10 protein-coding genes are annotated in these 16,174 nt (G+C 36.8%); 6 read left to right on the forward strand and 4 right to left on the reverse strand.

Annotated features, from left to right (window positions below):
* Positions 1–148: 148 nt before the first annotated feature.
* Together D0817_RS12790 and chiA are read left to right on the forward strand one after the other, a co-directional pair.
* Positions 149–2,215: a beta-N-acetylhexosaminidase gene (locus tag D0817_RS12790; protein WP_127338763.1), complete on the forward strand. Its 2,067-nt coding sequence runs from the start codon at positions 149–151 to the stop codon at positions 2,213–2,215.
* Positions 2,216–2,724: 509 nt separating this feature from the next.
* A complete protein-coding gene (gene chiA / locus D0817_RS12795; RefSeq protein WP_127338764.1) occupies positions 2,725–7,464 on the forward strand; it encodes a T9SS-translocated chitinase ChiA in 4,740 nt (1,579 codons plus the stop codon).
* Positions 7,465–7,664: 200 nt separating this feature from the next.
* Here the strand turns inward: chiA and D0817_RS12800 are convergent, their stop codons facing one another.
* Positions 7,665–8,231, reverse strand: a complete 567-nt coding sequence (locus tag D0817_RS12800) for a hypothetical protein (RefSeq protein WP_127338765.1) — start codon at positions 8,229–8,231, stop codon at positions 7,665–7,667.
* Between the two features lie 11 nt (positions 8,232–8,242).
* Complete coding sequence (locus tag D0817_RS12805; RefSeq protein WP_127338766.1) at positions 8,243–8,809, reverse strand: hypothetical protein; 567 nt, start codon at positions 8,807–8,809, stop codon at positions 8,243–8,245.
* Positions 8,810–8,956: 147 nt separating this feature from the next.
* Here D0817_RS12805 and D0817_RS12810 point away from each other — a divergent pair, with 147 nt between their 5' ends.
* The 4 genes from D0817_RS12810 (at position 8,957) to D0817_RS12825 (ending at position 13,243) form a co-directional block, all read left to right on the forward strand.
* The gene (locus tag D0817_RS12810) at positions 8,957–9,316 is read left to right on the forward strand and encodes a helix-turn-helix domain-containing protein (protein WP_127338767.1); all 360 of its coding nucleotides are present in this window, start codon (positions 8,957–8,959) and stop codon (positions 9,314–9,316) included.
* 101 nt (positions 9,317–9,417) lie between these two features.
* Positions 9,418–10,116 carry a DUF3592 domain-containing protein gene (locus tag D0817_RS12815; RefSeq protein WP_127338768.1) on the forward strand — a complete coding sequence of 233 codons (699 nt, stop codon included), beginning with the start codon at positions 9,418–9,420 and terminating at the stop codon, positions 10,114–10,116.
* Between the two features lie 161 nt (positions 10,117–10,277).
* Positions 10,278–11,114 carry a TlpA family protein disulfide reductase gene (locus D0817_RS12820; protein ID WP_238160868.1) on the forward strand — a complete coding sequence of 279 codons (837 nt, stop codon included), beginning with the start codon at positions 10,278–10,280 and terminating at the stop codon, positions 11,112–11,114.
* Between the two features lie 509 nt (positions 11,115–11,623).
* Positions 11,624–13,243 carry an ABC-F family ATP-binding cassette domain-containing protein gene (locus tag D0817_RS12825; RefSeq protein ID WP_127338769.1) on the forward strand — a complete coding sequence of 540 codons (1,620 nt, stop codon included), beginning with the start codon at positions 11,624–11,626 and terminating at the stop codon, positions 13,241–13,243.
* 154 nt (positions 13,244–13,397) lie between these two features.
* Here the strand turns inward: D0817_RS12825 and D0817_RS12830 are convergent, their stop codons facing one another.
* Entirely contained in the window at positions 13,398–14,642 is a 1,245-nt protein-coding gene (locus D0817_RS12830; protein ID WP_127338770.1) for an amidohydrolase family protein, read from the reverse strand.
* Positions 14,643–14,763: 121 nt separating this feature from the next.
* On the reverse strand, positions 14,764–16,164 hold the full coding sequence (locus tag D0817_RS12835) for a RagB/SusD family nutrient uptake outer membrane protein (RefSeq protein WP_127338771.1): 1,401 nt from the start codon (positions 16,162–16,164) through the stop codon (positions 14,764–14,766).
* Positions 16,165–16,174: the final 10 nt, after the last annotated feature.

A 16,174-nucleotide genomic window follows, 5' to 3' on the forward strand; every position in this document is an offset into this window, starting at 1 on the left:
AAACCGATTCGGGTGAGAGCGAATCAAATTACAAAAATCAGATGGATCTCATAAGGAAAGTGAGGTTCACCAGAGATCCTTCTGAGTTTTGTTTCTTTTATCTATTTATTAATGTTATCTCCGGATAACATCTTTCAAAAACATTAAAATGAAATATTTATTAGTCCTACTATTAGCGGGTTTCACCTCCGGCGCTCAGATTCAGAAAGAGCAGCTCAACCTTATGCCCTGGCCTCAGAGTATTGTATTAAATGACGGTAGTTTTACTTTAACCAGAAATTTTAAGGTAAACATCACCGGAAATCCAAATCCAAGAATCTTTGGCGGTGTAACACGTTTTTTACGTCGCTTAGATGGTAGAACCGGTATTTTTTTCGAACAGGGTTTTATTGCAAAATTAAATGAAGTTCCCACAGCGGAGTTACAGATCAACTGTACCAAAAGCGGAAAGATTGCCTTATATGAAGATGAAAGTTACCATTTAGATATCAGTCAGAACAAAATTACAATAAATGCAACCAGCGATTTAGGAGCATTACACGGCCTTGAAACGTTGTTGCAATTGGTACAGAATAATGGTACCTCATTTTATTTCCCAAATTCCCAAATTTCAGATTTTCCAAGATTTACCTGGAGAGGCCTGATGATCGATGCGGCAAGGCATTTCCAGCCGGTTGATGTGATCAAAAGAAATATTGACGCGCTCGCAGCTATGAAGATGAACGTTTTTCACTGGCACTTAGTAGACGATCAGGGATGGAGAATTGAAACAAAAAAACATCCAAAACTAATAGAACTGGCTTCGGATGGATTGTATTATACACAAGAGGAAATTAAAAATATCGTAAAATATGCTGATGAGCGCGGTATTTTAATAGTTCCGGAAATAGATGTTCCCGGCCACGGATCAGCCATATTAACCGCTTACCCGGAAATTGGCAGTAAAGTGATTACGCTGACTGGAGGAACTTCAGAAAAAAATATTCAGGGAACCGCTATTGCGACCTATGGAATTGAAAGAAATGCCGGTATTTTTTCGCCAACATTAGATCCTTCAAATCCTAAAACATATCAATTACTTAGTGAATTATTTGACGAAGTGTGCCCTCTATTTCCCGGGTCTTATTTTCATATCGGGGGAGATGAAAACGAAGGGAAAGATTGGGACGCAAATCCAAAAATTCAGGAGTTTAAAAAGAAAAATAAGTTAGCTAACAATCACGAATTGCAAACGTATTTCACGATGCAGTTGGTACCCATGCTTAAAAAACATGGCAAACAACTGATGGGATGGGAAGAAATTTTGACAAAAAACATGTCAAAAGAAGCGATCATACATTCGTGGAGAGGACCAAATGAAGGAGTTATTGCAGGACAGTCATTAGTTGACGCCGTAAAAAAAGGATACAAAACAGTTTTGTCGAACGGATATTATATCGATTTGATGTATCCGGTAGAAAGTCATTATATGAATGACCCGATGCCAAAAGGAGCCGATTTATCTGCCGAGGAAAAAGCAAGGATTTTAGGAGGAGAAGCCACCATGTGGACCGAGCTTGCAACGCCGACAACCATAGATTCAAGAGTTTGGCCAAGAACAGCAGCAATTGCCGAAAGACTCTGGTCTGCCGAAACGGTTACCGACGTCGCAAACATGCGCAAGCGTCTGGATGTAGTTTCTTTCAGGCTTGAAGAACTTGGATTGACACACATTCGCAATAAAGCAGTTATCTTAAGAAATATCGCTAACAATCAGAGCATAAAACCGCTAAGCGAATTTTCGAATGTTTGTGAGCCGTTAAAAGGATACAAACGCAATAAAGGCGGAACTGAGTATCAGATGTACTCTCCGTTTACCCTTTTTGCAGATGCCTGTACACCGGATGCTAAGGATGCTTTGGCCTTCGATGATGCAGTGAATCAATATCTAACCAATAAATCGACAGAGAATAAAGCAAAAGTAGCGGCCTATTTAAACAAATGGATTGCCGTCAACAAAAGTTTAAAGGAATTGAGTGCCAATGCGCCTTTAGTGCAGCCTATATTGCCTTTAGCTAAAAAGCTCAATGATGTATCAGAACAATTATTGCTTGTTTTGGATAATAAGTCAGCGTTAAAAGCAGATGACCTGAAAAAACTCGTAGAAGAATGTGACTCCAAAGACCATGCAGATGTGGAGCTGGCCGTTTACAAAAGTTTAAAGAAATTAATATAAAAGTTTGGTTTGAATTAGTAGTTAGTAAGTTTAAGATACCAGATTGTTTAGTTATCTCTATCAGAACGTTTCTGGTAGAGATAATTATAGTAACGAATTTATAACGGCTCTTTTAAACTTCAGAAATAAATTCAGAATCAATAATAGAAATAACCATTAAAATATTTATTAACCTTTAAAAACCAAATAAGAGAATACCCAAAAACATGACAATAAAGTAGAATTTTAGAAAGTAGAATTGCCCCCCAAATTTATCTTTTTTTTATTTATTACTAATTTTTTAAAAAAGAAGTATACATAAATATCAATCAATACTATTTGCTAATGATTATGGTAGAATCAGTAATAGTAATATTTATTTATAGAAGTAAATCGAATTAATTTCCAATGATTGCAAAGTTTCCATTTGCAGTCAGTTGAATCCCGATTATCGTTTTTATGTGCTGAATTTCAGTATGTAAGTGATTGTAATTGGAATATTTTTTTCTATTAACCAATATTTATTAATTATGAAACATTATTACAGATTGCTTTTATTGTTATTGTTTCCCTTACTAGCGTCAGCCCAACCAGCTCACGGTAAGAAAGTAGTGGGATATTATGCGCAATGGTCTATTTATGCCCGGGATTTCAACGTTCCGAAAATTGATGGAAGTAAATTGACGCATTTGAATTATTCTTTTTATGGGACAACTTTTGACCCTGCCCATCCGGAGAATACAAAACTTCATTGTTTGGATACCTATGCTGATTTTGAGCATATGGAAGGCGGAATTCCGTGGGATGCCCCTGTAAAAGGGAACTTTTATGACTTGAAAAAGTTAAAAGAAAAGTATCCGCATTTAAAAATTTTAATTTCTGTCGGAGGATGGACCAAAGGTCAGGATCTTTCTCCAATTGCCGCCAGCCCGGTAGCAAGAGCCGCTTTAGCTGCAGATATGGCGAACTTCATTATTACTTATCCCTTTATTGACGGATTCGATATTGACTGGGAATATCCTCTTTCCGGAGGAACAGACGGTACCGAAGTGATTAACGGAGCGCCAATTCCTCCACAAAAGTACAGCCCGGACGACAACAAAAATCTGGTTTATTTGTTGAAAGCAATGCGTCAGGCAATGCCCAATAAATTGGTTACGATTGCAGCCGGAAACAATGTCAGAAAAGTGGCGCAGCAATATTTAGGCCCATCGAACAGAGCACAATACGGAATGACAGAAGACATTTCGACATATTGTGATTACATTACTTATTTTGGCTATGATTTTGGTGGAAACTGGTATGATAAGACCTGCTACAATGCACCATTATATGCCAGCGGAAACACAAACGATCCACTCTACGGAGCGACACAATCCGAATCACTGGATGAACTGACCAGTCAATACTTAAATGTGGTAGGATTTCCGGCGAATAAACTGATCATGGGATTGCCTTTTTACGGTAAAAAATTTGATCATGTAGCCACCAATTCAACCAACGGATTATTCGTTTCGGCACCAAGAGATATAGTCTCAGGATGTACCAACCCACAAAATCCGACAGGAACATGGGACGGTCCCGCAGCCTGTGAAAAATCAGGAAGTATCGAAATTTGCGATTTAGTCGGAAATCCGGTAACCAATTCACACGCTTACTTAGATCCGACTACCATGTTGGTTACGCCAACGGCTGCAGCTGCAGGATGGGTACGTTATTTTGACAATACAACCAAAGTGCCTTATTTATACAATGCCACTTTAAAACAGTTTATCAGCTATGAAGATAAACAATCAATGGATTTAAAAGTGCAGTATATCAAATCAAGAAATCTTGCCGGAGGTATGGTTTGGGAATTATCCCAGGACACCAGAGGTTCGGTTCCAAACTCCTTATTAACTCAGGTAGATACTTCATTTGGAAGCGTTGTTCCGGGAACGGTAAGCATTTCAGGTGCTGTAAAAAACGGAGCAGCTTTAGTTCCGAATGTTACAGTTGAATTGCGTAACGCCAGTAATGTAGTATTGCAAACCGTAGTTGCTACAGGAGGTAATTTTACATTCAGCAATTTAACTTCAGGACAAAATTATATCCTTACAGCCTTAAAAGCGACTTATACTTTTACGCCTGTAACTTTGACAAACGTGACCGTTAATCAGACTGCTGTTGTCATCAACGGAAGCCAGCCTTTGTATACCGTGAGCGGAACTGTACTGAACGGCGCAACTCCTGTATCAGGTGTTACCGTGACAGCTGCGTCAGGAGCGACCGTTTTAACGGCGGTTTCCAATGCAAGCGGAGTTTATAGCGTTGCGGGTTTAACAGCCGGACTTAACTTTACGGTTACAGCTGCAAAAACAGGATTCTCCTACACGCCAACTTCAACCGTTTATACTGCAATCGATGCGAACAAAACGTTGAATTTTGCCCAAGGCGCACCAGTTGTTTATTATACCGTAAGCGGAACTGTTTTGAACGGATCAGCTCCAGTTGCCGGTGTAACAGTTACGGCAACTTCAACAGCCGGAACTTTTACGGCAACTTCAAATTCAAGCGGCGTTTATTCAATAGCGAATTTACCGTCAGGCGGAAATTATACTGTAACAGCAGCTTTGGCAGGACAAACCTACACGCCGGCTTCCACAGTTTATACAAATTTAACAGCCAGCAAAACATTAAACTTTACACAAAACGTAATTGTAGTTCCTACCAGTAAAATTAGCGGAACAGTTAAAAACGGATCAACACCGGTTGCTGGTGCAAAAGTAGAAATCGTTTTGCCGTGGACAGACAATACACACAACTGGAAAAGTGTTATTGCCATAACAGATGCACAAGGAAAATACAGCTTTGACAATTCGGTTGTAGCGGGTTATAATACCGTTACAAGTCTTAAATTAAACAGCTGGGAAAATGGTGAAGTAAGCTATTTCCCTAATAACCTGGCGAACTTTGCTGTTCCTGCAAACCCAACGGTTTACAACTTTAATACAAGTTCTACCGCAAAATCAGCTTTGGCTGCCGCTGTAAATTTAATCAGCGGATCGGTTAAAAACGGAACAACTCCCGTTGCTGGTGCAAAAGTAGAAATTGTTTTACCGTGGACAGACAATACACATAACTGGAAAAGTGTTTTGGCCACAACAGATGCATCAGGAAATTATACTTTTGATAATTCAGTTGTAGCAGGGTATACACAGGTTTTAAGTTTGAAATTGAATTCATGGGAAAATGGTGAAGTGACGTATTATCCAAATAACTTAGCCAACTTTGCAGTTCCAACAACTCCAACGGTTTATAATTTTAACAGACAAGCGGTAGTTGCAACTAAGCCAGTGGTTACCATAACAGCACCAACAGCTTCGGCGATTGCTATTAATTTAGGATCAGCAATTAATTTTGTTGCAAGTGTTGGATTAAGTGCTGCTGATGCCACTACAATCTCCTCTGTTGTATTTAGTTTAGATGGACAAAGCCTGAGTGCTGCCAATTCTTCGGGAACTTATACAGCGATCTGGACACCGGCAGCAAATCAGTTTTCGCTTGCTCATACGTTAACCGTTACGGCTACTGCTTCAAACGGAACAACAGATTCAAAAACATATAGTTTTACATTAAATTGTTCAGGTGCAAACTGCCCGAATGCAGTACCTGTTATTACCTGGAATTCACCATCGAATACTACTGTAAACCAAAGTTCTTTCCAGGTGGTACCAATTTCAGTTAAAGCTGTTGATAGTGACGGATCGGTTTCAGGTGTTACCATTACAATAAATGGTGGCACATTTAACATGACGGCAGGTGCAAATAATACCTATACGTACAATTTTACACCAGCTGCTTATCAGGATTATCCGGTTGTAATCAAAGCGACCGATAACAGAGCTGCTGTAACTACCTTAAACAATACAATTAAAATTGCTCCGGTGAGCACTAATAGATTTATCCCGCTTCCATCTAAAATTATTTTAGGATATGCACATTCGTGGGAAAATGCAGGTGCTCCATTTTTATATTTTTCTCAAATGGTTGGAAGTAAGTTCAACGTAGTGGATTACTCTTTCGTAGAAACAGTGAATCGTGATGGTTATACACCAGTATTAACTACAAATGACACCAGATACCTGACTAATGGAGTTTTCAATAAGCAATTGTTGAAAAATGATATAAAATCCTTAAGAGATAGCGGCGTTCCTGTTATTGTCTCTATCGGAGGTCAAAATGGTCATGTTGTCCTGGACAATGTAGCTCAAAAAAATATTTTTGTTAATGGTCTGAAAGCCATTATTGATGAGTATCAATTTGACGGAGTTGATATTGATTTTGAAGGCGGATCGATGAATTTTAATGCAGGAGGTTTAAGAGATATTTCCTATGCCGGTATTTCTGCTTATCCAAGATTAAAAAACGTAGTAGATGCTTTCAAAGAGTTAAAAACGTACTATGGCCCTGGATTTTTATTAACCGCAGCTCCGGAAACACAATACGTACAAGGAGGTTATTCTACCTATACGGATACTTTTGGATCCTTCCTGCCAATCATTCAAAACTTGCGTAATGAATTGGATTTGTTAGCGGTACAATTGTATAATACAGGAGGAGAAAACGGATTAGATGGTCAATATTATGGTTCAGCTAAGAAAGCAAACATGGTAACAGCCCTGACTGATATGATAATAAAAGGATATAACATTGGTACAACCGGAATGCATTTTGATGGTTTAACGCCCTCAAAAGTTCTTATTGCATTACCAGCTTGTCCAAGTGCAGCAGGAAGCGGTTATTTAACGCCGACAGAGGGAATTAATGCTATGCATTATTTAAGAACCGGAACCACTTTTTCAGGAAGAACGTACACGATGCAGCCAGGCGGACCCTATCCTTCTTTAAGAGGTTTAATGACATGGTCTGTAAACTGGGATGCCTCTTCTTGTGGTAATTCATCTGAATTGTCTAAAGCGTATGCTGCTTATTTTGCTTCGCAGTCGGCAGCAAAAACATTGTCTCTTGACAAAATTGAAGTGAAGAGTAACACGATAGCTTATTTTAAAAATGATGCCTTATCAGTTACAAATGAAACAGAAGATATTGCTCAGGTGGATGTGTTTAATACGATCGGACAATCAATTGTAAGTCATAAAAACATTCAGAACAATAAAGAAGTACTGCTTCAAAACCAAAGTTTCTCCACTAAACAATTATTTATAGTGATAGTGACTGACAAAGCAGGAAATAAAAAATCATTCAAAGTCATGAACTTTTTAAACTAAGGTTTACGACGAAGAATGGAAAATTTAGAAATAAAAAAATTGGGACGTTTAAAATTGAGTTTGGTTATTTATTTTTTAATCTGGTTTTTATATTTCGAATAAATGCAGTGAATTGGGGTGATTTGTTATTTGGTTTTCACCTTAAGGAGCGCATTATGAACCCGACAATTTTATTGTCGGGTTTTTTTATAGTTTAAATTTTAAAAATTATATCCTATTCTTACATGTAAATCAACTGTTACTTCACCTTTTTCGCTATTTATCTTTTCTAGAAAATGTCGGTAACCAACACCAAAACCAGTTTCATAATGAAAATTATTTCCCAAGTTTCGACGGATACTCCATTTTGGAATAATAGAAATAGTACTTATGACATCAACATTGTTGTTGGAAATAACAAATACATCTACATCGGATTGGTATTTTAAATTTAGCGCAATAAAATTTGCACTGTTGTTAGCTGTAACTTTACTAGTAACAGCTCTTTTTTGAATGTTATAATAGTATCTGGGTTCTAAAGTAAGAACAGGAACTGCTACACTGCCAATTTTGTCATTTGAATTCCCTCCAAATAGTCCTGCGTCTAAACCTAATTCGCTTTTTAATGAAAGATTAGATAATAATCTGCTTTCATTGTTAACCCAAAAACCTAAAAAGCCGGTTTGTATGCCGAAAATTGATTTTTCCACGGTCTCTTTTTGTTGTGAAAAAACTCTTCCCCCAAATAGCAACATAAGGATAAGTGTCATTATTTTTGATACTTTCATAGTCTTAATTATTAATAAATTTCTATTCCCACTTTAAATCCGGCACTTTCAATATTATGATAATCGACCTTTTGATTGGATTGATTAATAAATGTTTTATATAAATTCTGATGGGAATAACACAATTCAAAACTGCCGAGAACCTTTTTGAAAATTACGAATCTGTACCCGACTCCTATTCGCATCAGGACACCGAATTTTTCAACATGTCCCAAATGCCCCCCTAAATCAAAAGAGGTTGATAAACTTTCTTTTGTATCGTTTAAGACCCATTTAATCCCACCAGTAACCGGGATATAATCAATTTTTGGCTGATTTATAAATTCGTAGCCAGTTCCTGCCCTAAAAGCAAAATGTTTAGAAATATAGTAATCTAAATGTATACCAGTTCCCAGTATTTTAGATTTAGTACTAGTTTCGGAGATCTCATTATGTTCTGAAGGGATCTTAAAATCGTAAGGGAACAGGAGTAGGGCTGAAGCCTCAATACTAGGACCCCGATCCTTAAATTCTCTATTTTGAGAATGAACTATTATTGGGATTAATAGTAAAATCTTAAAAAACCATTTTAAATCCATGCCATGTTCCATTTTTTTAGCAATTCCGTACAGACTAGTATTTATGTAGTGCCAAAAATAAAATAACAAACACTTATTTTATATAAGTTTTACTTTACATTTATAATTTTAATAAGTAAATTATTTCTTATTTTTGTAAGAAAAAAAATGCTTTTAGAAAATTTACGAAAGATTAGAATTATCAAGGGATTTTCTCAGGACTACGTAGCTGATCTATTAAACATATCTCAGGCGGCGTATTCGGATATAGAAAGAGGTAAGACGAAGATTAATTTTGAAAAATTAAAAAAAATAGCTTCCATTTTTGATCTTGAAATTAGCAGTATAATTGACTTTCACGAAACAAAGAAGCTTGATAAATTAGTTTCTGATCATGTTAGTACAACTCCGGATGAGATGAAAACGATAATGGATCTTTTTGATAAGGAAAGACAATTATATCAGGAACAAATAGATAATTTAAAAAGCGAAATAATTTATCTGAGAAATAGATTAGATAAAAAATAAAAAGATTAATTCAGAACATTATGAGGATATGTTTTTAAGTACTTTTGGGGTGCAAAAATTCTAGTAAAAAAAAAGTTCATGCCAAAATCAAACAACTAAATATGAAAACCTTTTCTATTCTTAAATACGTATTTCTTGTCGTTGGTCTGGGATTGCTGACCGGGGCTTTTTTTCTTTATCAGAATAAAAAAGCTTTTTTAGTAAAAGCAGTCAGCGCTCAGGGAACAGTTATCGAATTACTGGAGTCCAGATCGGATAATTCTACAACCTATAAACCCGTAGTCTCCTTTACAACCAAAGAAGGCAGGCAGATTGAATTTACCTCTTCAGTGAGCAGTAATCCGCCAAGTTATGACGAAGGTGAAACGGTTGAGGTTTTGTATGATCCTGGTGATCCTAAAGAGGCTACTATTAATGGTTTTATGTCGATATGGTTTGGTCCGTTAATTGTAGGTTTTTTGGGAACCGTTTTCTCTTTAGTGGGTTTCTTCATTATTTTATTTAAAAATTTAAAACAAAGGAGATCACAATACCTGCTTGATAATGGCAAGCGTATTGCAACAAAATTTGACAGCGTACAATTTAATAACAGCTATAAAGTAAATGGCAGAAGTCCCTTCCAGATTTACAGTCAGTGGCTGGATACGCATACGAATGAATTATATATCTTTAAAAGTGATAATATATGGTTCGATCCGACAGATTTTATAAAAACGGAAGAAATCAAAGTGATGATTGATCCAAAAAATCCAAAGAAGTATTTTATGGATATTTCCTTTCTACCTAAAGTGAATAATTAACTAAAAATACGTTTTGCCATTTTCCTAACTACACAAAAAAAAGAAAAACGGTGTAAACCAGTTTAATCTGTAAAATCTGTGTACTATTAAAATCAAAGAGCATATCAAAATTTGCGAACCTTGCGCAAATTCCCCATCGATCTTTGCGGTTAAAATTCAGCATGTACGAACATTTCAAATTAAATTTAAGTACTTTTGAACTTCAATTATTCCATCCAGATTTCATGCAAAGATCAATCAGCATACTAATAATATTTTTATTATTTAACTTTTCAACAGCCCAGACAAAATTTGGAAATCCGGAAGTTGATCCAGCTCAGATTCAAAAGAATTTCAGCGGATGGTCAGCCTATCAGAACAAAAATATCATGCTTTCCAGAGATTTTGTGGCACTTCATGTTCTTTCAAATGAAATTTCAAAAGAATCTTTTTTAGATCAGTTGGCGAATGGTAATTTTATTCCCATCCGGTTAAAATCAGACGATTCTATTTACTATTATAAACTGTTTAAAATCCAGACCAATTCAGATACCAGTATAAAAGCCACCATCAATCAAATAGGTTTTGATGCGCTTAAAAACTATAAAATGGAAGGCACAGCTTTCCCCAAATTTTCATTTAAAGACTTAAACGGAACTGAAGTTTCAAACGAAACGATGAAAGGGAAAATTATTGTAATAAAATGCTGGTACATTCACTGCACGCCCTGCATAAAAGAATTTCCGCAGGTAAATCGTCTGGTGGAGGAATACAAAGACCGGAAAGATATTCTCTTTGTCAGTCTAGCTGAAGATTCGCCAGAGCAATTAAAAGTATTTTTAGCGAGAAAACCATTATTATACGCTGTAATTCCCGATATGAAAATTTACATGAATGAAACACTTGATTTAAATGCTTTTCCAACGCATTTTATTCTCAATAAGGAAGGTTTCATTTCTAAGGTTTTGCCCAATTTCGAAAGTCTGGAAGTGGCATTGGCGAAGGAGAGTAAACTTTAGTTTTTTTTAACCATATAAGTTATTTAAGTTAATATAAGTTTATGTTGCAAAATAAAGTTGCGACTCATTAATCCTGGAAAGGGTAAAGTTTTTCCCTATTGGCATTTTTAAGTTTAAATGAACTTACATCACCTATATGTTAGAAAATTTACAGACAAAATTTTCTGTGCTTCACTGTTGTTTTGACCAATGTGATCTTTATTTGAAATAATCCCACAAAGACGCAAAGGAGCAAGTTTTTTTCAAGTTACCAAGTTCAGTCTTAAATGAACTGATATAACTTACATGGTAAATATTTTACGCAAAGATTTTTCCTTTCAAATGTCCTTGAAATTAATAGCATTTTAAATGAACTTATCGCGGAAAATTTCCTCCAAATGATTGTTTTCTTTGCGTCTCTGCGTCTTTGCCTGAAAAATATTTTTTGTAGAAAAACTTAGCACCCTGGCACCTTTGCAACTTAGAACCTTTTTCCGTACTTTTGCACCAAATTAATTAAAAAGACATTCATGTTAACAGTCAATAATTTATCAGTTCAATTTGGCAAACGAATTTTGTTTGACGAAGTAAATACTACATTCACACACGGAAATATTTACGGCGTTATTGGAGCCAATGGTGCTGGAAAATCTACTTTTCTAAAAATCATTTCAGGTGATATTGATCCAACATCTGGCCACATTCATTTAGAGCCCGGAAAACGTATGTCGGTTTTAAACCAGAATCACAACATGTTCGACGAGCATACTGTCCTGGAAACCGTTTTGATGGGGAATAAAGTTTTGTACGCTGTTAAAAAAGAAATGGATGAACTTTATCTGGATTACAACGATAAAAACGCAGACAGAATAGGGGAACTTCAGGTACAGTTTGAAGAAATGAACGGATGGAATGCCGATTCTGATGCGGCTGCAATGTTGTCTAACCTTGGAATCAACGAAGAGCACCATTATACTTTAATGGGCGATCTTGAGGGAAAAATTAAAGTACGTGTGCTTTTGGCACAGGCCCTTTTTGGAAACCCGGATTTGCTTATTATGGATGAGCCTACCAACGATCTGGATTTCGAGACAATCGCCTGGTTAGAAAATTTCCTGGCAAATTACGAAAATACTGTAATTGTAGTATCTCACGACCGTCACTTTTTAGATTCAGTTTGTACCCATATTTCTGATATTGATTTCGGAAAAATAAATCACTATTCAGGAAACTATACTTTCTGGTACGAGTCCAGCCAGTTAGCAGCAAAACAACGTGCGCAGCAAAACAAAAAAGCAGAAGAAAAGAAACAGGAATTAGAAGAATTTATTCGTCGTTTTAGTGCGAACGTTGCCAAATCGAAACAGGCAACTTCCCGTAAAAAAATGATCTCTAAATTGAATATTTCAGACATCAAACCATCCAGCCGTCGTTATCCGGCGATCATTTTTGATCAGGACCGTGAAGCAGGAGATCAAATCCTGAATGTGGAAAATTTAAGCGCTTCTGTAGATGGAGAAGTTTTATTTAAAGATGTGCATCTGAATATGGCAAAAGGCGACAAAATCGTTCTTTTTTCGAAAGATTCACGTGCTACAACAGCTTTCTACCAGATTTTAAATAATGAGCAAAAAGCAGATTCCGGGAATTTTGACTGGGGAATTACCACCAATCAGGCCTACTTGCCGGCGGAGAACCATTCGTTTTTTGAAAATGATTTGAGTTTAGTAGACTGGTTACGTCAATATGCAAAAACAGAAGAGGAACGTGATGAGGTATTTATCAGAGGGTTTTTAGGAAAAATGATTTTCTCCGGAGAAGAAGCCTTAAAAACAAGCCGTGTATTATCAGGAGGAGAAAAAGTACGTTGTATGTTATCCAGAATGATGATGGAGCGCGCTAATATCCTGATGCTTGACGAACCTACGAATCACCTGGATCTGGAATCGATCACGGCTTTTAACAACTCCCTAAAAAACTTTAAAGGATCTGTAATTTTTACCACACATGACCACGAGTTTGCACAAACGGTTGGTAACAGGGTAGTGGAGTTAACACCAAACGGAGTTATAGACCGTTACATGACTTTTGACGAGTATCTGGAAGATGAAAAAATTCAGGAGCAAAGAAAGAAAATGTACAACCTGTAATTCGTGTTGTCGTAAAGAATCAATACTAATTAAGGATTAGAAATATTTAGTAAACACTTGCAAAAATCGTTTTGCAAGTGTTTTTTCTTTTTACAGGTTTTCGAGGTTAAACCAGTTCGTTTTAGTATCGCAACTCTCAGCACTTATTCAGTATTTATTTTTTGGTATAGATAATCCCTGACTTAATAGTCATAAAACCATCTTTTAAGTTTTCAATGTTTTGTACGGGATCTGAATTGGTGATATAAATATCTGCACGTTTACCCGCTTCCAGAACACCTCTGTCTTTCAGCCCAATGCTTTCGGCTCCGATTTTAGTAGCACTTATCAATGCATCCCTATTGCTGAAATTACAATCAGTAGTCAGTATTTTTATTTCTTTGAATAACGGAGTAGTGCCGGCTTCTTCAAATAAGTAAGGCCAGTCTGTTCCTGTTGATACTCTTACTCCAAGTTCATGAGCTCTTTTAGTTACTTTCATACCATCAAAAAAATTGTTGTTTGTACCCATATAGTTGGTTGCATCAAGTATAACAGCGTTGGCTTTCATTAGACGTAAAAGTTTATTCATTTTTAGGGTATCGATAGCAGGTGGTTTTTTGTGATGATCCATTTTTCCTTCCGAAAAATCATAGGGAATGTCAAACGCATGCGACATGGAATTTACTTTTGCCCCGGCAACAGCGGTTGGTGTAGCAGGAAATACTGCTGCATGGCTCCAGCATTGTAATTTTTGTCTGTTGGCCTCTTTTACAATTTTTTTAACGATACGGGGACTCAGGTCATTATATATTTTGATCCCGGTTACACCTGCACCTTTAGCTTCTGCCACGGCCATTTTAATATCTGTTGTGTCGGTAATAGTGCGTTCCCAGGGCGTATCTTTATCTTCTTTAGAATGTTTTCTCATTAAAGTAAAATAGGCTGGTCCTGCAAATTGCGCGGCATAAAAAATAGAGGGAGCGGGTATTTGGTTCAGGTTAGACGCTCGTTTGTAATCGGCCAGGATAATAGCATTACCAGTCATATCCCGGACAGTTGTGATACCGGCATCAATCATCCTGGAAAGCTGGTCGTTCATATATTTAGCATTCTTTTCCCTGTCGGGATCAGGTGCTGTGGCCAAATGTACATGTGTATCTGTTAATCCGGGAAGTACATATTTTCCGGTAATGTCAATTATAATTGCTCCGATATAATCGGTTAGATTATCATCATATAAAATTGCTGTAATTGTAGCGTCAGTAATTACGATGCTGCCTTTGTGTAATTCAAATTTATCATCAAATATAAAACCATTCTTTAGTATGGTGACCTTAGCGATTTCCTTACGTTGTGCGTGTACTGTTAGTACGGTACAGATAAAAACTAAAAAAAACAGAACTATTTCTTTTTTCATTTAAAGGATTTATAGTGTTGGAAATTATTCTTTGGGAAAACTTACAGCATTCCGGGAACCAGCGTTATGGTTATAAGCTCTGGCTCCCGAAATAACTGGCAATTCGAATGAATGAGTTGTTTTAATATCCGGGATTTGGTTTAAGGCCAGAACGGTCAATTTCTGTTTGGGGAATGGGCAAAGCAAACCGATCAGCATGAGCAGGTAAACCCGTGCCATCTGTTCTTGTAAAGCCCAATCCAAGTCTTTTAAGGTCTGTAAATCTAAAACCTTCAAAGGCTAACTCTCTTCTTCTTTCGTTTAAAATTTCGGTGCTTAGATTATTTCCTGAATAATCACCTAATCCACGTGCATTTCTAAGTTTATTCAGATTTGTCAATGCGGCACTGTTGCTGTTTTCATGTAAATACGATTCTGCCAGTATCAGATATAATTCAGGGACTCTGATTAGTTTTAAATCGATGTTTCCGGGGTCAAATGCAGCTGCGTTGGTGGTTCTGGTCCCGGCTTGTTTTTTAGGATAATAACTGCCTTTTATAAAGGGATGATTTTTAAAATAGACTGTAAATCGGATATCTTTATTTTTATCGTAAAGGTTTAGTAAATCATCGGATACCGAATACGGATAACTCGAATAAACCGGTATGGCCAGAAGTGCTGCTGTCTGTGCGGTCTCGGTTTTTTCAAAACGGATCCTGAAAATAATTTCGTTAGATTCATCCTTATCCCATTCTTTTTCTAAAGCACTTAACGTATTGTCTAATTTATATCTGCTGTCTGCTAATGCCAGATTAGCATTCAGGACAGCATTTTTATAATCTGCGGTTTCATGATAGACTCTGGCCATTAAGGCGTAAATAGCGGTTTTGGATATTCGGTAGGAATTAACGGTATTGTTTGCTAATGCGGCGGCTTCCTTTAAATCAGCTAAAACATAACCAATAACTTCCTGTGTCGTGCTTCTGGGCTTGATTGTCAGTAAGGCATCAGTTTCAAATCGGTAAGGAACTGCCAGTGCGGTTTTGTTTGTGTTGTAAGCAGGAGCATAGAACCGATAGAGATTATAGTATAATAAAGCACGCAAACCCAATGCTTCTCCTAAAAAGACATCTTTGTTTTTTAACGAACTTGATCTCGCCTGTTTTATAATGGTATTGACATTATAAATTGCCTGGTAGGAAATCCTCCAGAATCCTTCGATCGCGCCTGTAGCACTGTTGTAGGTTAGCGGATATAAGCTTTCAACGCTATTGTCGAAAGAATAATCATTGGGATCTGAAGAGGCTAAAAGGTCATCACTAATGGCCTCTGGAATTGTATAAATGCTAAACGAATACCCATTAAAGTCTTGTTTCATAAGGCCATAAACGCCATCTAAAGCACTTCTGAAACCACTTTCCGTCTGAAGCAGCGTAGCGGGAGCTAATTCGTCCAGAGGCTGTTTGTGTATAATATCATCAGAACAGCCGGAATATAAAGCCAGTAGTGCTGCTGCAAAAAGTAATTTTATATTTGTTTTCATAATCTTGTTT

It is taken from the genome of Flavobacterium cupreum (assembly GCF_003996965.1).
Taxonomy (GTDB): domain Bacteria; phylum Bacteroidota; class Bacteroidia; order Flavobacteriales; family Flavobacteriaceae; genus Flavobacterium; species Flavobacterium cupreum.

What these genes read in the sequence shown, in the direction of transcription:
- D0817_RS12790 (WP_127338763.1), top strand. Translation starts at nt 149, where the DNA reads ATGAAATATTTATTAGTCCTACTATTAGCGGGTTTCACCTCCGGCGCT.
- chiA (WP_127338764.1), top strand. Translation starts at nt 2,725, where the DNA reads ATGAAACATTATTACAGATTGCTTTTATTGTTATTGTTTCCCTTACTA.
- D0817_RS12800 (WP_127338765.1), bottom strand. Translation starts at nt 8,231, where the DNA reads ATGAAAGTATCAAAAATAATGACACTTATCCTTATGTTGCTATTTGGG.
- D0817_RS12805 (WP_127338766.1), bottom strand. Translation starts at nt 8,809, where the DNA reads ATGGATTTAAAATGGTTTTTTAAGATTTTACTATTAATCCCAATAATA.
- D0817_RS12810 (WP_127338767.1), top strand. Translation starts at nt 8,957, where the DNA reads ATGCTTTTAGAAAATTTACGAAAGATTAGAATTATCAAGGGATTTTCT.
- D0817_RS12815 (WP_127338768.1), top strand. Translation starts at nt 9,418, where the DNA reads ATGAAAACCTTTTCTATTCTTAAATACGTATTTCTTGTCGTTGGTCTG.
- D0817_RS12820 (WP_238160868.1), top strand. Translation starts at nt 10,278, where the DNA reads ATGTACGAACATTTCAAATTAAATTTAAGTACTTTTGAACTTCAATTA.
- D0817_RS12825 (WP_127338769.1), top strand. Translation starts at nt 11,624, where the DNA reads ATGTTAACAGTCAATAATTTATCAGTTCAATTTGGCAAACGAATTTTG.
- D0817_RS12830 (WP_127338770.1), bottom strand. Translation starts at nt 14,642, where the DNA reads ATGAAAAAAGAAATAGTTCTGTTTTTTTTAGTTTTTATCTGTACCGTA.
- D0817_RS12835 (WP_127338771.1), bottom strand. Translation starts at nt 16,164, where the DNA reads ATGAAAACAAATATAAAATTACTTTTTGCAGCAGCACTACTGGCTTTA.